This is a genomic window from Streptomyces sp. CB02058, assembly GCF_001905505.1.
Lineage (GTDB): Bacteria > Actinomycetota > Actinomycetes > Streptomycetales > Streptomycetaceae > Streptomyces.
Window position 1 is genome coordinate 185,877 of record NZ_LIPG01000005.1, and the last position, 23,575, is coordinate 209,451.

At 72.5% G+C, this 23,575-nt stretch carries 23 protein-coding genes; 11 read left to right on the forward strand and 12 right to left on the reverse strand.

Going from position 1 to position 23,575, the window contains the following annotated elements:
• Positions 1-80: 80 nt before the first annotated feature.
• The 3 genes from AMK10_RS25765 to AMK10_RS25775 form a co-directional block, all read right to left on the reverse strand.
• Positions 81-740, reverse strand: a complete 660-nt coding sequence (locus tag AMK10_RS25765) for a DUF5063 domain-containing protein (protein ID WP_073750343.1) — start codon at positions 738-740, stop codon at positions 81-83.
• An 83-nt stretch (positions 741-823) separates the two neighbouring features.
• Positions 824-1,423: a recombination mediator RecR gene (gene recR / locus AMK10_RS25770; RefSeq protein ID WP_073750344.1), complete on the reverse strand. Its 600-nt coding sequence runs from the start codon at positions 1,421-1,423 to the stop codon at positions 824-826.
• A gap of 61 nt (positions 1,424-1,484) precedes the next feature.
• Positions 1,485-1,826, reverse strand: coding sequence for a YbaB/EbfC family nucleoid-associated protein (locus AMK10_RS25775; RefSeq protein WP_073750345.1), 342 nt, complete (start codon positions 1,824-1,826; stop codon positions 1,485-1,487).
• Between the two features lie 363 nt (positions 1,827-2,189).
• On the opposite strand from AMK10_RS25775, the gene AMK10_RS25780 reads away from it, so the two are divergent.
• Complete coding sequence (locus AMK10_RS25780; RefSeq protein WP_073750346.1) at positions 2,190-2,978, forward strand: SLATT domain-containing protein; 789 nt, start codon at positions 2,190-2,192, stop codon at positions 2,976-2,978.
• A gap of 87 nt (positions 2,979-3,065) precedes the next feature.
• Here the strand turns inward: AMK10_RS25780 and AMK10_RS25785 are convergent, their stop codons facing one another.
• From AMK10_RS25785 to AMK10_RS25795, 3 genes are all read right to left on the reverse strand, one after another.
• Complete coding sequence (locus AMK10_RS25785) at positions 3,066-3,716, reverse strand: hypothetical protein (RefSeq protein WP_073750347.1); 651 nt, start codon at positions 3,714-3,716, stop codon at positions 3,066-3,068.
• 178 nt (positions 3,717-3,894) lie between these two features.
• On the reverse strand, positions 3,895-4,611 hold the full coding sequence (locus AMK10_RS25790) for a GntR family transcriptional regulator (protein ID WP_073750348.1): 717 nt from the start codon (positions 4,609-4,611) through the stop codon (positions 3,895-3,897).
• 89 nt (positions 4,612-4,700) lie between these two features.
• Entirely contained in the window at positions 4,701-6,074 is a 1,374-nt protein-coding gene (locus AMK10_RS25795; protein ID WP_073750349.1) for an aspartate aminotransferase family protein, read from the reverse strand.
• Between the two features lie 205 nt (positions 6,075-6,279).
• Here AMK10_RS25795 and AMK10_RS25800 point away from each other — a divergent pair, with 205 nt between their 5' ends.
• From AMK10_RS25800 to AMK10_RS25810, 3 genes are all read left to right on the forward strand, one after another.
• Positions 6,280-6,891, forward strand: coding sequence for a DJ-1/PfpI family protein (locus AMK10_RS25800; protein ID WP_073750350.1), 612 nt, complete (start codon positions 6,280-6,282; stop codon positions 6,889-6,891).
• Entirely contained in the window at positions 6,888-7,364 is a 477-nt protein-coding gene (locus AMK10_RS25805) for a MarR family winged helix-turn-helix transcriptional regulator (protein ID WP_073750351.1), read from the forward strand. Before AMK10_RS25800 ends, AMK10_RS25805 begins: the two co-directional genes overlap by 4 nt.
• Before the next feature lie 72 nt (positions 7,365-7,436).
• A complete protein-coding gene (locus AMK10_RS25810; RefSeq protein ID WP_073750352.1) occupies positions 7,437-9,278 on the forward strand; it encodes a serine/threonine-protein kinase in 1,842 nt (613 codons plus the stop codon).
• Between the two features lie 5 nt (positions 9,279-9,283).
• Here the strand turns inward: AMK10_RS25810 and AMK10_RS25815 are convergent, their stop codons facing one another.
• Positions 9,284-10,738 (reverse strand): helix-turn-helix domain-containing protein, encoded by a 1,455-nt coding sequence (locus AMK10_RS25815; RefSeq protein ID WP_198959806.1) that lies wholly within the window; start codon positions 10,736-10,738, stop codon positions 9,284-9,286.
• Between the two features lie 369 nt (positions 10,739-11,107).
• On the opposite strand from AMK10_RS25815, the gene dnaN reads away from it, so the two are divergent.
• Positions 11,108-12,238, forward strand: coding sequence for a DNA polymerase III subunit beta (gene dnaN / locus AMK10_RS25820; RefSeq protein ID WP_073750354.1), 1,131 nt, complete (start codon positions 11,108-11,110; stop codon positions 12,236-12,238).
• 55 nt (positions 12,239-12,293) lie between these two features.
• On the opposite strand, the gene AMK10_RS25825 is transcribed toward dnaN, so the two are convergent.
• The gene (locus AMK10_RS25825) at positions 12,294-12,782 is read right to left on the reverse strand and encodes a hypothetical protein (protein ID WP_073750355.1); all 489 of its coding nucleotides are present in this window, start codon (positions 12,780-12,782) and stop codon (positions 12,294-12,296) included.
• A gap of 94 nt (positions 12,783-12,876) precedes the next feature.
• A complete protein-coding gene (locus AMK10_RS25830) occupies positions 12,877-13,764 on the reverse strand; it encodes a glycoside hydrolase family 19 protein (protein WP_073750356.1) in 888 nt (295 codons plus the stop codon).
• A 271-nt stretch (positions 13,765-14,035) separates the two neighbouring features.
• Between AMK10_RS25830 and AMK10_RS25835 the strand changes: the two genes are divergently transcribed.
• On the forward strand, positions 14,036-15,565 hold the full coding sequence (locus AMK10_RS25835) for a substrate-binding domain-containing protein (RefSeq protein ID WP_073750357.1): 1,530 nt from the start codon (positions 14,036-14,038) through the stop codon (positions 15,563-15,565).
• A gap of 81 nt (positions 15,566-15,646) precedes the next feature.
• Positions 15,647-16,210 carry a hypothetical protein gene (locus AMK10_RS25840; RefSeq protein WP_143194987.1) on the forward strand — a complete coding sequence of 188 codons (564 nt, stop codon included), beginning with the start codon at positions 15,647-15,649 and terminating at the stop codon, positions 16,208-16,210.
• Positions 16,211-16,292: 82 nt separating this feature from the next.
• Here AMK10_RS25840 and AMK10_RS25845 read toward each other — a convergent pair whose 3' ends face one another.
• Positions 16,293-17,576: an adenylosuccinate synthase gene (locus AMK10_RS25845; RefSeq protein WP_073750358.1), complete on the reverse strand. Its 1,284-nt coding sequence runs from the start codon at positions 17,574-17,576 to the stop codon at positions 16,293-16,295.
• A 186-nt stretch (positions 17,577-17,762) separates the two neighbouring features.
• Between AMK10_RS25845 and AMK10_RS25850 the strand changes: the two genes are divergently transcribed.
• Positions 17,763-18,602, forward strand: a complete 840-nt coding sequence (locus AMK10_RS25850; RefSeq protein WP_073750359.1) for a diacylglycerol kinase — start codon at positions 17,763-17,765, stop codon at positions 18,600-18,602.
• 76 nt (positions 18,603-18,678) lie between these two features.
• Here AMK10_RS25850 and AMK10_RS25855 read toward each other — a convergent pair whose 3' ends face one another.
• Positions 18,679-19,095, reverse strand: a complete 417-nt coding sequence (locus AMK10_RS25855; protein ID WP_241839694.1) for a GbsR/MarR family transcriptional regulator — start codon at positions 19,093-19,095, stop codon at positions 18,679-18,681.
• 234 nt (positions 19,096-19,329) lie between these two features.
• On the opposite strand from AMK10_RS25855, the gene AMK10_RS25860 reads away from it, so the two are divergent.
• From AMK10_RS25860 to AMK10_RS37765, 3 genes are read left to right on the forward strand one after another with little or no spacing between them, the layout of a single operon-like run.
• Complete coding sequence (locus AMK10_RS25860) at positions 19,330-20,307, forward strand: ABC transporter ATP-binding protein (RefSeq protein ID WP_073750360.1); 978 nt, start codon at positions 19,330-19,332, stop codon at positions 20,305-20,307.
• On the forward strand, positions 20,304-21,962 hold the full coding sequence (locus AMK10_RS25865) for an ABC transporter permease (protein WP_073750361.1): 1,659 nt from the start codon (positions 20,304-20,306) through the stop codon (positions 21,960-21,962). The genes AMK10_RS25860 and AMK10_RS25865 overlap by 4 nt, the downstream gene beginning before the upstream one ends.
• A 35-nt stretch (positions 21,963-21,997) precedes the next feature.
• On the forward strand, positions 21,998-22,384 hold the full coding sequence (locus tag AMK10_RS37765) for a hypothetical protein (RefSeq protein WP_073750362.1): 387 nt from the start codon (positions 21,998-22,000) through the stop codon (positions 22,382-22,384).
• On the opposite strand, the gene AMK10_RS25875 is transcribed toward AMK10_RS37765, so the two are convergent.
• Entirely contained in the window at positions 22,367-23,572 is a 1,206-nt protein-coding gene (locus AMK10_RS25875; RefSeq protein ID WP_073750363.1) for a cytochrome P450, read from the reverse strand. The two genes, AMK10_RS37765 and AMK10_RS25875, sit on opposite strands and share 18 nt — an antisense overlap.
• Positions 23,573-23,575 lie beyond the last annotated feature (3 nt).

Genomic DNA, 23,575 nt, shown 5'->3' on the forward strand with positions numbered 1-23,575 from the left:
CCCCAGGGCCCCCAGGAGCGGCGTGGCGGCCCTGGGGACCCACGGCCGCCAACCAGGGCCGGCGGGAGCGCCGGGAGCGGCTACAGAACCGGCCGCAGGCCCAGCGGACCCGCGATCTCCTCCGCCATCACACGGCCCGCCTCCTCCGCCAGGTCCCCGTCGCCCGGGTCCTGGTCGGTGTCCAGGCCGTCGAGCTCCTGGAGCGGCTGGTTCAGCCGGATGTGGGCGATCAGGGACTGAAGGGCGCGCAGCGCCGCCGAGGCGGTGGAGCCCCAGTTGGAGAAGTACGAGAACTGCCACCACCACATGGCCTCGGCCGTGCGGTCCGCCTCGTAGTGCGCGAGACCGTGCCCGAGGTCCGTGACCAGGTCGGCCAGGTCGTCGGAGATGCGGTGCGGCACGGGGGGCTTGCGGGGCTCGTACGGGTCGAAGACCTCGGAGTAGACGTCGATCGGCTCCAGGAGCTCCGCGAAGCGCTCGCGCAGCCCGTCGGCGTCCGGCTCGGGACCCAGGTCCGGCTCGTAGCGCTCGTCCGGGAGGATGTCCTCGTACGCGCCGAGTCTGCCGCCGGCCAGCAGCAGCTGGGAGACCTGGAGGAGCAGGACCGGGACCGCCTCTTCGGGCTCCTCGGCCTTGGAGACCTCGCCGACCGCGACGATGAACGTCTTGATCTGGTCCGCGATCTGGACGGCGAAGTCGTCCGGGTCCTGCGTGACGGAGTTCAGCGTGGCGTCAGACATCGAGGGGACCTCCCGTGGGCACGGTCGCGAACGGTGGGTAGAACATAGCGCCGCCGACCGTGAAGCCACAGTCGGACGCCCGGTCAGACATCGAGCAGCCGCCTCCCCTCGAAGGCGCGGCCGAGGGTGACCTCGTCCGCGTACTCGAGGTCGCCGCCCACCGGGAGTCCGCTGGCCAGGCGCGTGACCCGCAGGCCCATCGGCTTGACCATCCTGGCGAGGTACGTCGCGGTGGCCTCGCCCTCCAGGTTGGGGTCCGTCGCGAGGATCAGCTCCGTGATGGAGCCGTCCGCGAGCCGGGCCAGCAGCTCCCTGATGCGCAGGTCGTCGGGGCCGACGCCCTCGATCGGGCTGATCGCGCCGCCGAGCACGTGGTAGCGGCCCCGGAACTCACGGGTCCGCTCGATCGCGACGACGTCCTTCGGCTCCTCGACCACGCAGATGACCGTGCGGTCGCGGCGGGCGTCCCGGCAGATGCCGCACTGCTCCTGCTGCGCAACGTTGCCGCAGACCTCGCAGAAGCGGACCTTGTCCTTCACCTCGAGGAGGGCGTGGGCCAGACGGCGCACATCGGTGGGCTCGGCCTGGAGGACGTGGAAGGCGATCCGCTGCGCGCTCTTGGGACCGACGCCCGGCAGCCTGCCCAGCTCGTCGATGAGCTCCTGAACCACGCCTTCGTACAACGGAACGCCTTTCCTTTTTCCTGCTCGTACCGTAGCCGGTACGAGCAGGTAGCCACAGGGGTCAGAACGGGAGGCCCGGCATGGCGCCGCCGCCCAGACCCTGGGCCAGCGGGCCGAGCTTCTGCTGCTGGAGCTGCTGCGCGTTCTCGTTCGCCGCCTGGACGGCCGCGACCACGAGATCGGCGAGCGTCTCGGTGTCCTCCGGGTCCACGGCGCTCGGGTCGATGACCAGGGCACGGAGCTCGCCGGACCCGGTCACGGTCGCCTTCACGAGGCCACCGCCCGCCTGTCCCTCGACCTCGGTCCTGGCCAGTTCCTCCTGGGCCGCGGCAAGATCCTGCTGCATCTTCTGGGCCTGCTGGAGCAGCTGCTGCATGTTGGGCTGGCCACCACCGGGAATCACGGTCACTCCTGGCATTTCGACAACGGATTGTTTCGGTATGCCGAGCCTACGTGCTCGCCGGACGCCTCGCCCCACCCGCAGGGGACCAACTCTTTCGGGTGAGTTCTGAAAGGCGCCTGGCGTGCTCCTATACCTGACCAGAGGCCGTGCACACCCGGGAATCCCGCGATTTCGACCCCATGGCCCACCATTCGGCGGTAGGAAGAGCATGCGTAGCCGTACCCATACGCACATCAAAGGTAACGCAGAGTTACACGGGTGGGGCCCCGGTCATATGCCGGAGATCCGTCCCTTCCGTGACAGAGAACCCGTGCCGGTCCCGCGTCGATACGCGCCGAACGCAGAGTGCAGAGGAGTGCCCCGGTGAGTCAGCCGGAGATGCAGCCCGAAGGGCCGCCCCGCAAGGAGTCCGGCGCGGGACCCGGTGCCGGCACCGGAACCGAACGGTCCGCTTCGCGCTACGGTTCGGGCCCCCGGGACCTGACCGGCCGCGCCTTCCCCCTCGGCGACTGGGGCGAACCCGCGGAACGGCTCGACGAGCTCTACCGCTGGGTCGAGGCCGGCGCCCTGGAGACCGCCGACTGGTATCTCCGCGACCGCGTCCGCAAGCGGCGCACGGCCAGGCTGCTCCGCTTCGGCACCGCGGCCGGGGTGGTCGCGGGCGCGGCCCTCCCGCTGCTCGACCTGACCGGGGAACTGCACGGGTCGGCGGGCCTGGGCTATCTCTCGCTGCTGCTGGGCGCCGCCTGCATGGCCTGCGACCGGTACTTCGGGCTGACCTCGGGCTGGATAAGGAATCTCGCGACGGCGCAGGCCGTGCAGCGGCGCCTCCAGGTGCTCCAGTTCGACTGGGCCTCCGAGTGCGTGCGGGAGATGCTCGGCCCGACGGAGGGCACGGCCAGCGAGGCCGCGGAACGGTGCCTGGGAGTGCTGCGCCGCTTCTCGGAGGACATCACCGAGCTGGTCCGCATGGAGACGGCGGACTGGATGGTGGAGTTCCGCGCCGGACCCGCGCCCATGGGGATGCAGTCACTGGTGTCCGGCGGGACGGGCGGCCGCCCCGAGCAGGGTTCCGCACCCGGCCGGCTCACGATGCCCTCGCTGACCCGGCCGAACATGCCGCGCCAGCGGCCCCCGGAGCCGCCCCGGTGAACGGGGCGGGTCCGGGGGGCCACCGGTCCGGTCGGCGGCCGGTCCGCGAGGGAGCCGGCCGTCCTCCCGGGCCCGGAGGGCCGCCGGTCAGCTGAAGATGATCATCGAGCCCTGCGCGAGGCTGCGCGTGGCCGCCGCGTGCAGACCCAGCCAGACGTGCCGCTCCCGGGCGAACGGATTGTCGTCGTACGGAACCGGGGCGGCCGGTTCCTCCAGGTCGGTCGGCCCGGCGGGCGGGAGCGGCGCGGCCGGCGGGTTGGCCGGGTCGATGCCGATGGACGGCGCGACGAACTCCAGCTCCCGCAGCAGACCGTGCGAGGAGCCCAGCGGCCCGCCGCCCTCCAGCAGTTGGTCGTCGGAGAGTGGATGGGGGAAGTCCAGCGGGACGTACGCCCCGGCGTGGTCGTAGTGCCAGACCAGGTGCGACTCCTGCGCGCTCTGCTCGAACATCTCCAGCAACTGCTCGTAGTCCCCGCCGAGTTCGTCGACGGGGGTGACGGCGAGTCCGCTCAGCTGGAGCAGATAGGCGCGGCGCAGGAAGTGCAGCGCGTCGTAGTCGAAGCCGGCGACCGGGGCGACGTCCCCGGTGAGGCCCGGCATGTAGGCGTAGACGGGTACGGGCGGCAGCCCCGCCTCGGTCAACGCCTTGTCGTAGACGGCGATCTCTTCGGCGAACGGATTGTCGGGGCTGTGGCACAGCACATCGACGAGGGGGACCAGCCACAGGTCACAGGCCACGAAGTCTCGCTCTCCAACGGGTTCGTGCGGTGGTCGGGACAGCGTAATGCGACCGGGACCCCGCGCACAGGCCACGGGCAGGACGTGCGGTCCCCCTGGCCGGGACGTGCGGCCGGCCGCCGCGGCCGGGACGCACCGCCGCCCGCTCCTGGCCAGGACGTGCGGCCGGAACGTGCGGTCAGCTCCCGTGGCCCGGGTGCGGGGGGTTTCCGGCCGCCAGCCGGTCCGCCCAGTTCAGCCCGTGCGCGTAGTAGTCGTCCAGCACCGCGCGCACGGCGGGGCCGTCGGCGGCCGTGATCGCCTCCACCAGCTCCTGGTGGCCGTTCCACAGCCAGTCGCGCACATCGGCGTCCCCGCGCAGGTACGGCACCGCGAAGACCCATGCCTGCATCCGCAGCCGTTGCAGGAAGTCGGTGATGTAGACGTTGCCGACGACCGCCCCGAGCTCGCGCCAGAACCGCAGGTCGTAGCCGATGAGGATGTCGAGGTCACCGCCGCGCGCCGCCCGCGCGGCCTCCTCGGCCCTGCGGCGTACGGAGACGAGGGCCGCGTGGTGCGCCCCGAGCAGGACGGGCGCCGATCCGGTCCCGTCGAAGATCCCCCGGAACACCCCGTCTATGACCAGGGCGCGCGCCTCCACCATCGACCGGTAGTCGGCGACGGTGAATTCGCGGACCCGGAAGCCGCGGTGCTGGTCCGATTCGAGCAGCCCCTGCGCGGAGAGGTCGAAGAGCGCTTCCCTGACGGGCGTCGCCGACACCCCGTACTGCTCGGCGATCTGCTTGACGGTGAACTCCACCCGCGGCTGCAGACGCCCCGCGAGCACCTCGTCACGCAGTGCGTCGGCGATCTGCTGCCGCAGCGTGCTGCGGGTCACACCTCCGCTCGCACCCATGACGCCCCTCCCCTTGTCGGCTCCGGGTCACCTTAAGCCAGGGGTGTGCCCGGTTCCGGGCACGGGGAGGGGGTCATGTCCCGTGTGGCCTACACGGTGTGTTCGTCGGCGACCGAGAGGGCGGCGTCCAGGGCGGCGAGCCCCTCCTTCGCCTCCGCCTCCGAGATGTTGCAGGCGGGCACGACATGGGTGCGGTTCATGTTGATGAAGGGCCAGAGGCCGTTCCGCTTGCAGGCCGCGCCGAAGGCCGCCATCGGCGCGTTCGCCTCGCCGGTCGCGTTGTACGGCACCAGCGGCTCGCGGGTCTCCCGGTCCCGGACGAGCTCCAGCGCCCAGAACGCACCGAGCCCGCGGACCTCGCCGACGGACGGGTGGCGCTCGGCGATCTCGCGCAGACCGGGGCCGAGCACGTGCTCCCCGAGGTGTGCGGCGCTCTCGACGATCCGCTCCTCCTCCATGACCTTGATCGTGGCGACGGCGGCGGCGCAGGCGAGCGGGTGCCCGGAGTAGGTGAGTCCGCCGGGGTACGGGCGGGTCTCGAAGGTGGCGGCGATCTCGGCGCTGATGGCGACGCCACCGAGCGGCACGTAACCGGAGTTGACGCCCTTCGCGAACGTCAGCAGGTCCGGTACGACCCCGTCGTGGTCGGCGGCGAACCACTTCCCGGTGCGCCCGAAGCCGGCCATCACCTCGTCCAGCACGAGGACGATCCCGTACCGGTCGCAGATCTCGCGGACGCCCGCGAGATAGCCGGGCGGCGGTGTCATGATGCCCGCCGTGCCGGGGATGGACTCCAGGACGACGGCCGCGACGGTCGCCGGACCTTCGAAGGCGATCGTGTCCTCAAGGTGCTGGAGGGCGCGGGCGCACTCCTCGGCCTCGGTCTGCGCGTAGAACGGGGAGCGGTAGAGGAACGGCGCCCAGAAACGGACGACACCCGCCGAGCCGCTGTCCGACGCCCAGCGGCGCGGGTCGCCGGTGAGGTTGATCGCCGCGGCGGTGGCACCGTGGTACGAGCGGTAGGCGGAGAGCGCCTTCGGGCGTCCGGTGTGCAGCCGGGCCATGCGGACGGCGTTCTCGACGGCCTCGGCGCCGCCGTTGGTGAAGAAGATCTTGTCCAGGTCGCCGGGGGTCCGTTCGGCGATGAGGCGTGCGGCCTCGGAGCGAGCCTCGACGGCGAAGGCGGGTGCGAACGTGGCCAGCCTGCCCGCCTGTTCCTGGATCGCGGCGACGACCGCGGGGTGCTGGTAGCCGATGTTGGTGAAGACGAGACCGCTGGTGAAGTCCAGGTAGCGGTTGCCGTCGTAGTCCCAGAAGTACGCCCCCTCGGCGCCGGCGACGGCGAGCGGGTCGATCAGGCCCTGGGCGGACCAGGAGTGGAACACGTGCGCGCGGTCGGCCGCTTTCACGGCCGCGCCGGCCGCGGAGTCGGCGTACGGGGCGCGAGAGGCATCGAGGGTCATGCGGCGAGCGTAGGCGGCGGGGCGGCCCGCCTTCCATGACCACTGTGTATGGCGTGGGCCGCTCGGCTCGGCAGGGTGTCGGGTCCGGGCCGGCGGCCCTCCGCACGGTGCCGGGGACTCCCCCATTGACAGCATGCTGCCATCATGACAGCCTTCTGTCATAAGCCTTCCAACGAGGTCAGCGTTCCGTTCACCGGAGGTCACCATGACCAGCACGACCGTTCACCTGGCCGTCTACGACACCTTCGCCGACTGGGAGCCGGGCTTCGCCACGGCGCATCTCACCCAGCACGGCCACACGGTGCGGACCGTCGGCCCCACCACCGCGCCGGTCACCACCATGGGCGGGCTCCGCGTCCAGCCCGACCTCGCGCTGGACGAGCTGGACCCCCGCGGGAGTTCGCTGCTCCTCCTCACCGGTGCCTCCCTCTGGGACAACGGCGACGACCTCGCCCCCTTCGCCCGCGCCGCGCGGACCTTCCTGGACGCGGGTGTGCCGGTCGCGGCCATCTGCGGGGCGACGGCTGGGCTGGCCCGCGAAGGGCTGCTCGACGACCGGCGCCACACGAGCGCGGTGTCCTTCTACCTCGCGGCCACGGGGTACACGGGCGGCGCGCACTACATCGAGGCCGACGCGGTGACGGACACCGGCGGGGTGTCCCGCGGCGCCCTCGTCACGGCGGGGCCGACCGAGCCGGTCGCCTTCGCCCGCGAGATCCTCGGACTGCTCGGGGTGTACGAGCCGAAGAAGCTGGACGCCTGGTACCGCCTCTTCCACGACTCGGACCCGAGCGCCTACGAGGTGCTCCAGGGATGAGCTCCGGGAACCAGGACCACTTCAGCCGTACCGCGATCGGGGTGTTCCGGCTCAACGGCCGCTTCCTGTCCGTCGCCGAGGAACTGGCCGGTCCCGCCGGGCTCACGGCGGCCCGGTGGCAGGTGCTCGGCGCTGTGCTGACCGAGCCGCTCCCGGTGTCGGGGATCGCCCGCGCGATGGGGATCACCCGCCAGAGCGTCCAGCGGATCGCCGATCTGCTGGTGGCCCAGGGGCTCGCCGAGTACGTCGCGAACCCGGCCCACCGGCGGGCCAAACTGCTCCGCCCCACCGGGGAGGGCCGGGCGGCGGTGAGCCGGATAGGCCCCGCGCACGCGGACTTCGCGGAGCGGCTGGCCGAGGAGCTGGGCGAGGAGGAGTTCGCGCGGACCGTCCGGGTGCTGGAGCGGCTGGCGGAGGCGATGGACACCGTCACCTCGGCGGCCGGGCGGACGCCGGAAGGCACCGGGGACTGAGGGGGGCAGCCGCGCCGGGCGCCGCTATTCTCGACCACGGTCTTCCATGACCGAACGGGGGAGGAAGCGCACATGGAGAAGCTCAGCTCCGGCGACCCGCAACGCATCGGCACCTACCGGTTGCTGGGGCGTCTCGGCGCGGGCGGGATGGGCCAGGTCTTCCTGGCCCGCTCGGAGCGGGGCCGCACCGTCGCCATCAAGCTGATCCGCCCCGATCTCGCCGAACAGCAGCACTTCCGCGACCGCTTCCGCGCGGAGGTGCAGGCCGCCCGGAAGGTCGGCGGCGCCTGGACCGCGCCGGTGCTCGACGCCGACGTGGACGACAGAGTGCCCTGGGTGGCCACGGGTTACGTCGCAGGGCCTTCGCTGCAGCGCGTCGTGTCGGGGCTCCGGGGCGTGCCCGCGGCCGAGTCGGGGGCGTACGGCCCGCTTCCCGAACGCTCGGTCCGTGCCCTGGGCGCGGGGCTCGCGGGGGCGCTGCAGGACATCCACCGTGCCGGGCTGATCCACCGTGACCTGAAGCCGTCCAACATCCTGCTGACGATCGACGGCCCCCGGGTCATCGACTTCGGCATCGCACGCGTCCTGGACACCGTCTCCGACGGCGGCCTCACCCGCACGGGGGCGATGGTCGGCTCCCCCGGATTCATGTCGCCCGAGCAGGTGCGGGGCGAGCGCGTGACGCCCGCCTGCGACGTCTTCTGCCTCGGCTCCGTGCTCGCGTACGCCGCGACCGGCCGGCAGCCCTTCGGCATGGCGGACAGTCAGGTCCACGCGATGCTCTTCCGGATCGCGCAGGAGGACCCGGACCTCACGGGCGTACCGGTGGACCTCGTGGAGCTGATCCAGGACTGCCTGACGAAGGATCCGGCCGCGCGGCCCACCACCGACGCCGTCCTGGAGCGGCTCGGCGACACGGACTCGGCGGAGCCGTGGCTGCCCGGGGCACTGCTCGCCCAGCTGGGGCGGCACGCGGTGGAACTGCTGGACTCCGAGGACCCGGAGGAGGGCATCCCGCCCGGCCAGGCGCCACCCGCCGGGGCAGCGGCCGTACAGCCGGCGCCTCCCGCTCCGCACACGCCGCCCCGGTCCGCACCCCACGCGCCGCCCGTCCAGACCGCGCCCGCCGCCCCCGTGCAGCCCGTCCCGTACGCGCCCGTGGGACCGCCCGGCGCCGCTCAGGGGGGCCCGACGCTGGTCGGACCGCAGGGGACCCCGCCGCCCTCGTACGGCTATCCGCACCAGCCCGTCCCTGCCTACGGATACGGCTACGGGCCCACCCCGCCGTACGGCGCTCCGCCGGGCGGCTTCCCCACGGCGGCACCCGCGCCCGTGCCCGCTCCCGAGCGCAACCGGGGCGCGGGCGCCGTCCTGCTGCTGTTCGCCGTCGCGGTGCTCGTGGCGGTGGGGGCGGCCTGGGGCGTCTACGCCCTCATGGTGGGCGGGGACAAGGGCGGAACGGCCTCCGACCGCACGGCGGTTCCCACCGGTACCGCCTCGTCGGCCGACGGGACGGAGGCCGACGGCACCGGCCAGGACGGGAAGAGCGCGAAGGGCTCGGTCCCCTCCGGCTATCTGGGCACCTGGTCCGGGAGCGTCGGCGACGGTGCGGGAGCGTCGACCCGTCAACTCGTCATCCGGCAGGGCGGCACCGGCGACCCCGTCCTGTCCCTCACCGTCGAGGGCCCCCTCGACAACGGCGCCACCTACCACTGCGAGTTCGAGGCCGATCTGGTGACGGCCCCGGCATCCGGCGAGTCCGTCTCCATCGGGCCCTCCCGGGTCACCTCGGGCGAACCGATGTCCTCCTGCACGCCGGGCCGGCCGACCGTCCTCACGCTGCTGTCCGACGACGAACTCCGCCGGGAGACCACGGCCACCGGCGACAGCCTGACGTACACCAGGACCGGCTGAGCGGCTCACGACGCGAGGTCCACCGCCCGGAACGCGAGCCACAGGTCGTACCGCGCGCTCGGCGTCTGGAGCAGCGACCGGCACAGCAGGGCCTCCAGCCGGGTCAGCCGCTTGCGCGCACCCGGTACGGAGATGCCCAGTTCGGCCGCCGCCGGGCTGAGCTGGGCCTCGCAGCGCAGCCAGGTCCGCAGCGTCTCCTCTCCCATGGGGCCCGCCCGGGCGAGCAGGCGCAGTTGCTGGACGGCCCAGTCCTGGACCCCGGAGGTGCGCAGGACCGCGTCGAGGTCCTCGGACCCGGGCCCCGGTGCCCCGGTGCGGTGCAGCGCGGGGGTGGCCCTGACGCGCAGGGCCAGATCGACGGCGGCCTGGTCGGCGACCCGGTTGAGGTCGAGGCCGAGGAGGTCGCCGACGAGCTTGATACGGGCGGCCAGGGTGTTCCGGTGGATCTTCAGGTGCTGGGTGGCGTGCGAGGAGAAGGCCAGCCAGGACGCGACGGTCGCCGCCAGCTCCTGGCTGCCGGGGTCCTGCGAGCGGCGCGGCCGGTAGGCGAGGAGCGGGGCGAGCAGTCCGTCGGCCCAGCGGGCTCCGGCTGCCCCGACGAGCAGCGCGGGTTCCGGGGCGGCACCGAACCGGGAGTGGCGACCGGGGAGTCCACGGGCGACGGCCAGGGCGTGGAAGGCCTGCTGGTAGGCGGTCGCGGTGTCGGGCAGCCGCACCTCCTCGCTGACGCCCACCACGCAGTCGTCCACGAGCCCGGCGACGGTCCGGTCGAGCGTACGGCCGCCGTCCTGGCCCTCCGGGTCCGCTTCCTCGCCGGCCGGCGTGATCAGGATCAGATGGCGGGCGTAGACGGGGCAGCGGACGATCCAGGTCCGGCCGCCCGAGGCGTCCGCGCAGATCCGGGCCACCTCGTCCCGCTGTCCGCCGGAGCACTCCACGACGCAGACGCGCAGGGGATCGGGGAGCTTGGGCCGCAGGGCGCCCGCGACCTGGTGGGCTATGGAGAGCTGACCGGTCATCAGCAGGTGCAGCACGGCCTCGCGGCCCCGGGACTCCGCGAGGTCCACCCGGCGGCGTTTGCGTTCGACGCTCTCCGTGGCCCAGGACAGGGCCAGCGGCATCACCGCGTCGGCCATCAGCGTGGCCAGCCCGTCGGGCAGCGGCTTGGGCGCGACGAGGGCGAGGACCTGGCCCCGGTCGTCGGAGGCCCGGTCGAGGGGAAGCAGCAGAGCGGCGCAGTCATCGGTGTCCAGGGAGTACGAGCCGGTCCCACGGGCCGTCAGTTCCCGTGCGGCACGCGCGGCGAGCGCCGCCGCCTCGTGCCCCGGCCACCGGGTGTTCCCGGCGACGGCCTGGAGCACCGTGCCGTCGCCGTCGAGGATCCCGGCCCACCCCGTCGCACGCCGGGCCAGTCTGCGCAGCAGCTCCGGCGATCCGCCGGTCCGTGCCAGCCGGTACATGAGCAGTACGTCGTCGGCCCGTTCCCGCGCGCGCACGTGTCCCCCGTCCTCCCTGAAAACCGGAGTGCAGAGTACCGGTACGGCTGTGCGGTTTGATACCCGTCGCACGCCACACAGTGCGAATTGAATCTCCCCGTCCACCGCCCCGCCCCCCTAGAGTCCGCAGAGTGTTCCGGGACGTCCGGGGGACGTCGGGGGACGTCGGCAACGTCCCGGATGCGTAGCAGGACGAGGGCGCCGGGGGGCGCCCTCCGGCACGACGGCAGCGACTCACGGGGGTGGTCGCTGTCGTCGGCCGCCGGTGATTGTCAGTGGCGCCGCCTAGCGTGGATCTCGACCGTGCCGCATTCCGGACGAGAGGCCCCTGCCGTGGAGTTCCGCATCGAGCGAGGCGCACTGACCGACGCCGTGTCCGGAGCGGCCCGGGTGCTGCCGGCCCGTTCGCCCGTCCCCGTCCTCGGCGGGCTCCTCCTCGACGTGGACGCCGGACTGCTCCGGGTGTCCGCGCTGGACTTCGAGGCATCCGCCCGCGTCGAGACCGAGGCGCTGACGGTGCGGGCCGGGAAGGTGCTGGTGATGGGGCGCCGGCTGCTCGACATCTGCAAGGTGCTGCCCGAGGGGCCCGTGGAGTGCGCGGTGGAGGGCTCGCGCTTCACGGTCTCGGGTGGCGGCTCCCGCTTCGGCCTGTCGGTCCTGCCGCTCGACGACTACCCCGCGCTGCCGCCGCTGCCGGAGGTCCGAGGGGCGGTGGACGCCGGGGAGTTCGCCACGGCGGTCGCGCAGGTGGCGCCGGCCGCGGGCCGGGACGACTCCCTGCCGACACTCACGGGGATACGCCTCGCGCTCGACGGTTCCACGATGACGCTGGCGGCGACCGACCGGTACCGCTTCGCGGTGCGCACCCTGCCGTTCAAGGCGGCGGCCGAAGGCGCGGCCGGTGCGGTGCCCGCCGATGTCCTGGTGTCGGCCCGGCGGCTGACCGAGATCGCCCGGTCGCTGGGCAGGTCCGGGCTGGTCGACGTCGCCGTGGACAGCGGTTCGGTCGGCTTCGAGCACGCCGGTACGCGCACGACGGTGCGCCTCCTGGACGGCCGACTGCCGCGCCACGAGAAGCTGTTCGCGATGGCGGACCCCGCCGTCGCCGTGCTGGACCGGGCCGGGCTGGTGGAGGCGGTCAGACGGGTCTCGGTGGTCGCGGACGGCGGAAGCCCGCTGCAGATGACCTTCTCCGCCGGGCCGGAGGGTTCCGTGCTGCTGCAGGCGGGATTCGAGGACGACGTGGCCTCGCAGCGGCTGCCCGCCGCCCTGGAGGGCGCCGACGGGATGACGGTGGCCTTCAACCCGTCCTATCTCATGGACGCCCTCTCCTCTTTCGAGGACGCCTCGGTCCGGATGAGGCTGCTGGGCCCGGGACAGCGCGCGATGATCACCGGCGGGGAGGACACGGAGGCTCCGGGCCACCAGCATCTGCTGATGTCCGTGAAACCGGCGCTTCTCTGAGAGCCGGGGCGGCCGGTCCGGGGGCGCGGCGGGGTGGTCGGGCGGCGGCCGGGTCTCACTCCGGCAGTGCCGCCGTCTCGCCGACTGCCGCCAGCAGCCAGATGGGGAACTCCGGATCGGCCTGGCCCACGGCGAGACCGAGCCACCGCGTGCTCCCGGGGACGCGCCAGGCCTGCATGCTGCCCGCCAGGTTGCAGAGCTGGCCCATGGGCTCCGGAGGTGCCTCGTCCCCCTCGTCGCCCTCCAGGTAGGGCCAGAGGTCGATGGTCTCCGGCTCGCCCCACCGCTCGCTCAACGCGGTCGCCAGGACGCTGAACTCGGCCTCGATCTCCTGCTCGGCCGGCTCGACGACCTCGGGCGACCGGTCGTCCCAGAAGTCCTGGCTGGCCCGCAGGATCAGCAGATGGTGCCCGGGGCCGCTGCTGTGCGCGCCGCTGTCCTCGCTCTCGTCACCTGCGGGGAAGGGCAGGGCGAGGACGGAGTCGATCAGGGCGAGGCGGGCCTCGGTCGTCGCGGGCGGGGTGCTGTCGCTGTCCGTGTCCATGGTGCGTGATCCTGCCAACCACCTGGCCCGGCACGCGAATCGGGGCGCACCCGGCGGCTGCCGGGCGCGCCCCTTCCCCGGGGTGGGGCCGGGCTCAGCAGCTCAGGTTCGAGCCGGGCGTGGTGCCGAGGATCTGCACGAACGCCTGGTACTTGGCGATGCGGCTCTGGACCTGGCCGGGGTTGCCGCCGTTGCACTCCAGGCTGCCGTTGATGGACCGGATGGTCTCGCCGAAGCCCGCGCCGTTCACCATGGCGTTGTGGGGCGTCATGGTGCCGGGGCCGGACTGGGTGTTCCAGTACCAGAGCCCGGTCTTCCACGCCACGGACGCGTTCTGCTCCACCTGCCAGGGGTTGCCGAGCAGGTCGATGCCGAGCGCGTCACCGGCGGCCTTGTAGTTGAAGTTCCAGCTGAGCTGGATCGGGCCGCGCCCGTAGTAGGCGGCCTGGCCGGCCGGGCAGCCGTAGGACTGGCTGGTGTCGCAGTAGTGCGGGTAGTTGGCGGTGTTCTGCTCCACGATGTGCACCAGGCCGCCGGTCTCGTGGCTGACGTTGGCGAGGAAGGCCGCCGCCTCCTGCTTCTTGACCGTGTCGCTGCCGGTGTTGGCGAAGCCGGGGTAGGCGCTCAGGGCCGCCGTGAGACCGCTGTACGTGTAGAACGAGTTCCGGCTCGGGAACATCTGGTTGAACTGGGCCTCGCTGACCACGAAGCCCGAGGGGTTCGGCTGGCCCGGGTCCGTGCCGCCGCCGCAGGTGCCCTGGTCGGCCCAGACGTCGGCCGTGCCGGGCCGCTCGTTCTGGGTCCACCACTTCGCGGACCAGTTGTGCCCGTTGTACGAGGCGGAGCCGCCGCCCCAGTAGACGGCGGAGGCGCTCCAGGCCGGGGCGCAGGCGGCGGCCGAGGCCGTGGAGGCGGGGAGGATGACGAACGTCGCGACGACCGCGCCCAGCGCGGCGATCAGGCTCATGACACGTTTGATCACGCGATCACTCCTTCGGCGCGGCGCCCGCGCCGAGCGTGCGCCGCCATGGGGGGGTTGCATCCACTCAAGCGTCGATGGTCTGGACCTGTCAAGGTCTAGACCAGAAGTGACCACGCGCGCGGACGGCCCCAACTCGTCCCCTCCACAGGCTTGTTGAACGAAAGACGAACTTCACCGGAAGGATTCCGGCCAGTCGCCTCCCCCGGGTATCCAGACCGTACGGTGACGCCGACCCACCGGCACACCGGAGCCATGAGGGAGCCCCCGGACCATGGAGTGGTTCAGCCCCGAGAACGTCATCGCCGTCCTCACCGCCGTGCTGGGCGTCCTGACCTCGGCGGGCGTGCTCTGGTACGAACGCCGGGTGCCGCGCCGCAAGCGCATCGGCTACCGCGTCCAGATGGACACCCCGATCGGCAGCGAAGTCAGCCAGGGCCGGGCCAACGTGCGGCTCGGACTCTTCAGCGAGACCCCGGACATGGCCGACGCCACCCTCGTCCTGCTCCGCATCGAGAACGACGGCTCGCAGTCGATCGCCGACGAGGACTACACAGGGCGCGGCGAACTCCACGGCCTCACAGCCGAGTTCACCGACCGCACCGTCCGCGGGATCGCCGTGACCCACTCACCGGGCGCCGACCATCTGATGGACCACTTCACCTCGTCTGCCGTGCGCCACAACGGCTCCCTCATCCAGCTGCCGCGCGTCCCGCTCAACCGCAACGAGCACTTCAAGCTGCTGGTCCTGCTGACCGGTTCGCACGTGGGCGCCCCGATCAAGGTCACCGGCGGCATCCGTGACGGCGTGGTCGCCCCGAACAAGGCCGCCCGCCCCGACGAGAAGCCGCCGATGTTCGGCCGTGCGGCCAGGATCATCACCGTGGCGCTCACCGTCTGCGTGCTCACGCTGGCCGGCATCATCGTCGTACGGGACGACACCCCGCCCCCACTGGACTGCGCCACGGGAACCCTGACCGTCACGGGCTCCACCGCGTTCCGCCCGGTCGTGGAGGAGCTCAAGAAGAAGTACGAGAAGGAGTGCGAGGGCTCCACGATCGTCGTGGACACGCACGGCAGCAACGCCGGGGTGCGGGAGCTCGACGCGCGGGGCGCGAAGGCCGGTTCCTCCGGCTCCCCCTCGCTGATCGCCCTGTCCGACGGCCCGAAACCGGCCGGTCTCGCCAAGCTGCGGGAGAAGCGGGTCGCCGTCTCGCTCTTCTCGCTCGTCGTCAACGACACCGTCCCCGTGCGCGACCTCACCCTCGACCAGATCAGGCGGATCTACAGCGGCGAGATCCGCAACTGGAAGCAGATCGGGGGCGGTCCCGACCTGGAGATCCTGCTGGTGAGCCGGGACGCCAACTCCGGCACCCGCGAAGTCTTCCAGCGCCGCGTCCTCGACAGCAACGAGCTCGCCGCGTCCTCGCGCGACTGCACCACCAAGGACGACCGCCGGGCCCCGGTCATCCGCTGCGAACTCGACGGCACGGACCAGGTCCTGCCCAAGGTCGCCGAGCTCCCCGGCGCGATCGGCTACACCGAGCTGCGCACCGGAGCCGTACCCGAGGGCGTGCACCAGCTGTCCATCGACGGCACCACCCCGTCCGTCGAGACGATCGACACCAGCGACTACCCGTACCAGGAGATCGAGTACGCGTACACCTACGGCTCGCCGCCCGCGAACTCCCTGGTGTCCAGCTTCCTGAACTACCTGGACAACTACGGCGAGGAGATCATGCGGACCAACGGCCACCTGCCCTGCGCGACTCCGGAGGGCATGCGGATCTGCGGCGCGTACTGAGCCGCCCCCTACCTGGGTAGGGGGTCGGGACAGCACTCCGGTATGCCGTCCGGGGCGCGGCCCCGCACCTACGGTCCCGCCATGGACACCCCACCGGTTCCCCTGACGCCGCCGCTCCGCACCCGGTCTCGCGCGGCCCTGCGCCCCGTGCTGCGCGCGATGGACGCGGTCACCCTGCTCCCCCGGGGCGCCGCCGCTCTCGCCCTGACCGTCACGGGCCGCGCCCGCTCCGCCTGCTCCCTGCTGCGGGCCGCCCCGCCCTCCGGCGCCCCGCGCCCCGCGCCGGTCCGGGTGGCGGGCCACGCCGTCGCGTCCGTGCTCCTGGGCGCGCTCTCCCTCGCCCTCGCGGGCGTGACCCTGCTCGCGCTGGCCCGGGGCCCGTTCTACGGATTCGTCGACCGGGGCCCGTACGACGACTCCTGGGGCGGACCCGGCAAGGCGGGGGCCTGGCTCGCCCACTTCGCCGTCTCCGTCCCCTGCTGCCTCGCGGCACTGACCGCGCTGTACGGCCTGGTCGGGCTGCACGACCGGCTCCTCGCGCCGTTGCTCGGGCGGCGCAGGCCCGGCTGGGTGCTGCCGACGGCGCTGCTCTGCTGCCTGGCCGGGGCCCTGTTCGCATGGGCGTTCGTCCGGCAGCTGCCCTGACGGCGACACCCCGGAACCCGACGCACAGCACGACGGCGGCCGGCCCCTCCGCGAGGAGGGACCGGCCGCCGTCACACGTCTCCTAGAGGAAGGAGTTGATCTCGATCGTCTCGGTACGGCCGGGGCCGACACCGATCGCGGAGATCGGGGCGCCGGACATCTCCTCCAGCGCCTTCACGTAACCCTGCGCGTTCTTCGGCAGGTCGGAGAAGGTCTTGGCCTTCGTGATGTCCTCGGACCAGCCCGGCAGCATCTCGTAGACCGGCTTCGCGTGGTGGAAGTCGGTCTGGCTGTACGGGAGCTCCTCGACGCGCTTGCCGTCGATCTCGTACGCCACGCACACCGGGATCTGCTCCCAGCCGGTCAGCACGTCCAGCTTGGTGAGGAAGAAGTCGGTGAGGCCGTTGACCCGGGTCGCGTACCGCGCGATCGGGGCGTCGAACCAGCCGCAGCGGCGGTCACGGCCGGTGGTGACACCGCGCTCGCCACCGATCCTGCGCAGCGCCTCGCCGTCCTCGTCGAGAAGTTCGGTCGGGAAGGGGCCGGCACCGACGCGCGTGGTGTAGGCCTTGAGGATGCCGATGACCCGGCTGATCTTCGTCGGGCCCACGCCGGCCCCGGTGCAGGCGCCGCCCGCGGTCGGGTTCGACGAGGTGACGAAGGGGTACGTGCCGTGGTCGACGTCCAGCAGCGTGCCCTGGCCGCCCTCGAAGAGGACGACCTTGCCCTCGTCGATGGCGTTGTTCAGGATCAGCGTCGTGTCGGCGACGAACGGCTTGATCTGCTCCGCGTACTGGAGCATCTCCTCGACGATCTTCCCGGCGTCGATCGCGCGCCGGTTGAAGACCTTCGCCAGGAGCTGGTTCTTCTGCTCCAGCGCCGCTTCGACCTTCTGCTCCAGGATCGACTCGTCGTAGAGGTCCTGGACGCGGATGCCCACGCGGTTGATCTTGTCGGCGTAGGTCGGGCCGATACCGCGCCCGGTCGTGCCGATCTTCCGCTTGCCGAGGAAGCGTTCGGTCACCTTGTCGACGGTGACGTTGTACGGAGTGATCAAATGAGCGTTGCCGCTGATCAGGAGCTTGGACGTGTCGACGCCTCGCTCGTTCAGACCGCTCAGCTCGGAGAGCAGGACCGCCGGGTCGACGACGACACCGTTACCGATGACCGGAGTACACCCCGGCGACAGGATTCCGGAGGGGAGGAGATGCAGTGCGTACTTCTGGTCGCCTACGACAACCGTGTGGCCGGCGTTGTTGCCGCCCTGGTAGCGCACCACATAGTCAACGGATCCACCGAGCAGGTCGGTGGCCTTCCCCTTGCCCTCGTCACCCCACTGAGCACCGAGCAGCACAAGTGCGGGCACAGGCGTACACCCCTTCCGGGCGGGGCATGTCCAAGGTCAGGGGGCGTACGTAAAGGTCGTACCTGCCGTACGACGATGTACGGCAAAGCCTGAGCCGTCGAACCGGGTGCCCCGGAATAGACGAAGCCCCTGGCGCAATAGCGCAAGGGGCTCTTGCACCAAGATGCTACCCGAGGAAGGACCGAGGTGTCGGCTGCAGAGCCCCCCGGCGACGGCGACCACCAGCTACTCGTGCTCATCGACCCCCTTGCCCGTCGCTACGACGGCGAGTCCGTGCGCATCGCGAAGGACGTGCTGAGCGCCGGTTCGCACGCCAAGATCTGCCTTCCCGACGGCCCCGACGAGTTCGCCAGGGCCCTGTCGCGGCGGGGTGCCAGACGGCCGGTGGTCGTCGGCGACGACCACGCGCTGCTGCGCGCGGTGTCCCAGCTCCACCGGGAGCGGGAGCTCTCCTACGGCGCGCTCTCCCTGATCCCGGTCGGCGCCGCGCACTCGCTGGAACTGGCGCACGCGCTCGGCGTGCCCCGGGGCGCGGTGGCGGCCGCCCGCACGGCGCTCGACGGGACCGCGCGCCGGCTGGACCTGCTCGTCGACGACAGCGACGGGGTCGTGCTCGGCGATCTGCGCATCCCGGCCATGAGCAGCCGGACCGACCAGCCCCACACGGTCTGGGACGCCTGCCGCTCCCTGATGGCCGCCCTGGTCCGCCCCGCCCCTCCCTCGCCGTCCGGCCCCGCCCGCGCCCACCGGCTGCGGGTCGAGGCGGACGGGGTCCTGCTGAACGACCTGGACCGCCCGGTCGAAGACGTGTCGGTGACCGCCCAGGGCGACGGCGGCCTCGCGGACGTGGTGATCCACACGACCGCGGGCGACACCCTCGCCGCGGAGGCCAAGGCGGTCACGGTCGCGGGCCCGGACTTCCGCTACCGCGCGGACATACACGTGGCGGGACCGGTCAGAACCCGGACGTGGACGGTCCGGGCGGGGGCCTGGGGCCTGGTGCTCCCGGCGGAAACCGGGGGATGACCGGGCGCGGGGACGGGGAGCGGCGGTGCGGCGGGAGGAGCAGCCCCCGCCCGCCCCCGGCCCCCTCCCCGTGACCTCAGCCGGTGGCCTTGCGGCTCTCGCGCCACCTGGCCAGGACGCCGACCAGCTCGCTCTGCACGAACGCGAAGAACTCCGCCGTCTCCAGGAGCCGCGCGCCCGCCGGGGTGTCCTCGCCGAGGGTGCGCGCGCCGTCCCTCAACGTGCGCTCCCAGCGGGTCAGCACCTGGTCGCGGTTGGCGAAGCTGTCGTACCAGACCTCGTCGTGCAGCCGGTACCGGTCACGGCGGGAGCCCGGGTCGCGTTCGCGGCCGACCATGCTGACCTGGGTGAGGTAGTTGATCGCGCCGGAGACGGCGGCCGGGCTGATCCGCAGCCGCTCGCCCAGCTCCGCCGAGGTCATGGAGCCGTCGTCGTCCGCGAGGAGCGCCGCGAAGACGCGCGAGGCCATCCGCTGCATCCCCGCCTCCGTCATGTCGGCCGCGAAGCGCTCGACGAACCGCGACACCGCGTCCTCGTCACGTCCGCCGGAGCCGGCGGCGTCCACGCCGGAGCCGGCGGCGGTGCCGGTCTCGACGCCGCTGCCCGTGCCGGTGTCCTCGGTTCGGCTGGTCATGACCTCCACCGTCTCCCCTGCCCTGTCCATGGCGCCAACTTTATACGGTTCCTTAACTTCACAAGATTGTGAAATCCGCGTACGTTCAAAATCATGACGAAGGCAATCACCGTGGCCGGACTGCACAAGTCGTTCGGGCGGACACACGCGCTGGACGGCCTCGACCTCACCGTCGAGACCGGTGAGGTGCACGGCTTCCTGGGTCCCAACGGCGCCGGGAAGTCGACCACCATCCGCGTCCTGCTGGGGCTGTTGCGCGCCGATTCGGGAGCGGCGCGGCTCCTCGGCAAGGACCCCTGGCACGACGCGGTCGAGCTGCACCGCCGCCTGGCCTATGTGCCCGGCGATGTGGAGCTCTGGCCGGGGCTCACGGGCGGCGAGGCCATCGATCTGCTCGCGCGGCTGCGCGGCGGGGCCGACAAGCGGCGGCGCGACGAGCTGATCGAGCGCTTCGGCCTCGATCCGACGAAGAAGGGCCGGGCCTACTCCAAGGGCAACCGCCAGAAGGTGGCCATCGTCGCGGCCCTGGCCTCGGACGCGGAGCTGCTGCTCCTGGACGAGCCGACCGCCGGACTCGACCCCCTCATGGAGGTCGTCTTCCAGGACGTGATCCTCCAGGCCAAGGAGGCGGGCAGGACCGTGCTGCTCTCCAGCCACGTCCTGGCCCAGGTCGAGAAGCTGGCCGACCGGGTCAGCATCATCCGGCTCGGCAGGACCGTGCAGTCCGGGTCGCTGAGCGAGATGCGGCATCTGACGCGCACGACGATCGAGGCGGAGACCGACCGGCCCGCCGAAGGGCTCGACCGGCTGCCCGGCGTGCACTCCGTGGAGGTCGTGGACGACGGGTCCGGGGGCGGGGGCCGGGTGCGGTTCACCGTGGACGGCGGCCATCTCGACGGCGCCGTGAGCAGGCTCGCCTCCTTCGGCGTACGCAGCCTGATCAGCCACCCGCCGACCCTGGAGGAGCTGATGCTCCGCCACTACGGCGACGAGCTCGCCGCCAACGGCCACGACGGCCGGGGCACTCCCGTGGGCCAGGGCACCGCCGAGGCCCGGCGGAGCGCGCGATGAACACCGCCACCGCCACCAGGACACCGGCGCAGGCCCGGCCCCTCGCGGGCCCCGGAGCGCTGACGGGAACCCGCACCCTGCTCCGGTTCGACCTGCGCAGGGACCGCGTCCGGCTCCCCGTGTGGATCCTCGCCCTGTACCTCGGCACGCTCTCCACCGCGGACAAGTTCACGACGCTGTACGCCGACCCGGAGGCCCGTGCCTCCGTCATGAAGACCATGGGCGGACCGGCCGGACTCGCCATGTCAGGGCCCCGGCACTATCTGGACGACTACACCTTCGGCGCGATGCTGGGCCATCAGATGCTCGGCTTCACGGCCGTCCTGACGGGCCTCATGAGCGTCCTGGTCGTCACCCGCCACACCCGCGACGAGGAGGAGACCAACCGCGCCGAGCTGGTCCGCTCCACCGTCGTGGGCCGTCACGCGCACCTGGCCGCCGCGCTCTGGACCGCGGTGATCGCCAACCTCGCCCTCGCCGCCCTGCTCGCCGTCACGCTCGGGGCCATGGACCTGGCCCCCGGCGGCGCCACCGGCCCGCTGCTCTACGGCCTCGCCCACGCGGCCGTCGGCATCGTCTTCGCCTGCGTCGCCGCGGTCACCACGCAGATCACCGCCCACACCCGGGGCGCGTCCGGCATGGCGCTGGCCGTGATCGGCCTCGCCTACGCCCTGCGGGCCGCCGGTGACGCGGGCGGCGACGACGCGCTCTCCTGGCTCTCCCCGATCGGCTGGGTCCAGCGCACCTACCCGTACGTCGACGACAACGGGTGGCCGCTGCTGCTCTGCCTGGTGTTCGCCGCCCTCTGCGCCGGTGCGGGCTTCGTCCTGTCGACCCGGCGTGACGTGGGCGCGGGGCTCCGCGCCACCCGGCCGGGCAGCCCCGAGGCCTCCGGCGCGCTGCTCCGGCCGCTGGGGTTCGCGCTGCGGCTGCACCGCTCCGTGCTGGCCGGATTCGGCGCCGGGCTGTTCCTGATGGGAGCGATGTACGGGTCGGTCCTCGGCCAGGCCGACGACATGCTGAAGAACATCGACCAGGTCCAGGAGGCGCTCCGCAGGATCGGCGGCGCGACCATGGCCGAGTCGTTCGCCTCGATGATCATGGTGATCCTGGCCGTCGTCGCCTCCGTCCACGTCGTGATGGCGGCCCTGCGGCCCCGCGCCGAGGAGAACGCGGGCCGTGCCGAACCCCTGCTGGCCACAGGCCTGTCCCGCGCCCGCTGGGCGGGCAGCCATCTCGCGGTCGCTCTCGCCGGCGGTACGGCGATGCTGCTGGCGGCCGGACTCGGCATCGGGCTCGCGGGAGCGGCCTCGGCCGGCGACCCGGGGCTCGTGCTCTCCCTGACGGGCGCGGCGCTCGCCTACGCGCCGGCGCTCTGGGTCACCACCGCGGTCGCCGCCGTCCTGTTCGGCTGGCTGCCCAGGGCGGCTCAGGCGGCCTGGGCGGTCCCGGTGTACGCGTTCGTGACCGGCTATCTGGGCCAACTGCTGCGGTTCCCGGACTGGATGAACGGCCTGTCCCCCTTCGGCCATGTCCCGCAGCTGCCCGCGGCGCCCATGGAGTGGACGCCCCTGGTGGTCCTCACCCTGGTCGCCGCCGCCCTGCTGTGGCTCGGCCTGGAGGGCTTCCGGCGCCGGGACCTCCTGACGAAGTAGGGAACCGGCCAGGGGGTACGCACGTCCTGAGGATCATGGAGCAACGTGACGCGGCAGGGTACGGCGGATGTGCGGCGGCGGCGCTCGGGGCGGCGACCGCCCTGTACGTCTGGGGCGCGTCGGGCCGCACCCAGCGGCACCTGGGTGCCGGCTTCGAGGGGCACGGCAGGGACCTCTCCGTCCTGTGGACGGAGCTGCCCCTCATCCTCCTCGCCGGGATCCTGATCCCACCGGCCGTCTGGGTGCTCACCTTCCGTCTGCTGCGCGGGCGCGGCGCCCTGCGGTCCCGGGTCCTGATCGCGGCCGTGTGCACGGCGGGCGTGTTCGCCGCGTCCACATGGGGACTGCACACCTGGGCGAACCCGCACAACCCGGACCACATACGGCTGTCCGGCGCCCTCGTCTCAGATCTCGACCAGTAGCTCCCGCAGCCCCCGGATCACATAGCCAGGATTCCACTCGGGCTCCGCCACCAGCCTCATCCCGGGCGCCCTGCGCAGCAGTTCACCGAACGAGGCGCCGAGTTCGAGTCGAGCGAGCGGCGCGCCCAGGCAGTAGTGGATGCCCGCGCCGAACGAGATGTGCGGGTTGTCCTGCCGGGTCAGGTCCAGCGTCTCCGCGTCGGCGAAGCGCTCCGGGTCCCGGTTGGCCGACGCGAAGAGCAGAGCGACCTGCGCACCGCGCGGGATGACGGTGCCGTCGATCTCGATGTCGTCCAGGACCCACCGGGCGAACATGGGCACCGGGGTGTCGTAGCGCAGGAGTTCCTCGACTGCCGTCGGCAGCATGCCGTGGTCGGCGCGCAGCGAGGCCAGCTGCTCGGGGTGTCTGAAGAGCATCCACCAGCCGTTGACGGTGGCGTTGACCGTCGCCTCGTGGCCCGCGTTGAGCAGCAGCACACAGGTGGAGATGATCTCCTGCTCGCTCAGCCGGTCCTCGTCGTCATGGGCGGCGATGAGCCCGGAGATCAGGTCGGTCCCCGGGTCCGCGCGCCGCGCGGTGATCAGTTCCCGCAGATAGGCGGAGAACTCGACCGACGCCTGCACGGCGGCCCGCGCGGTCTCCTCCGGCGGGTTCAGCTCGAACATCCCGCAGATCGCCGCCGACCAGGGCCGCAGCAGCCCCCGGTCGGCCTCCGGCACACCGAGCATCTCGCCGATGACGGCCACCGGCAGCGGCTCGGCGACCGCGCTCAGCAGGTCGCCGCCGCCCGCGCCGACGAAGTCGTCGACGAGGGCGGCGGCCAGCCGCTCCACGGTCGGGGCGAGCGCCTCGACCCTGCGGGGTGTGAACGCCTTGGCGACGAGCCGCCGGATACGGGTGTGGTCGGGGGCCTCCAGATCGAGGATCCCGTTCCCGTTGAGCGTGTGGAACGGCTCGTGCGCCTCGGGCGGGGCCGCGACCCCGAACTCGTCGTGGCTGAAGCGGTGCAGATACGTCCGCCCGAGCCGCCGGTCGCGCAGCAGACCGGACACGTCGGAGTAGTGCGGGACGAGCCACTGCCGCGTCGGCTCGAAGTAGTGCGCCCGGCCGGTGGCGCGCAGCGCGGCGTAGGCGGGGTACGGGTCGGCCACGAACGCCGGGGACCAGGGGTCGAAGGAGACGTGCATGGG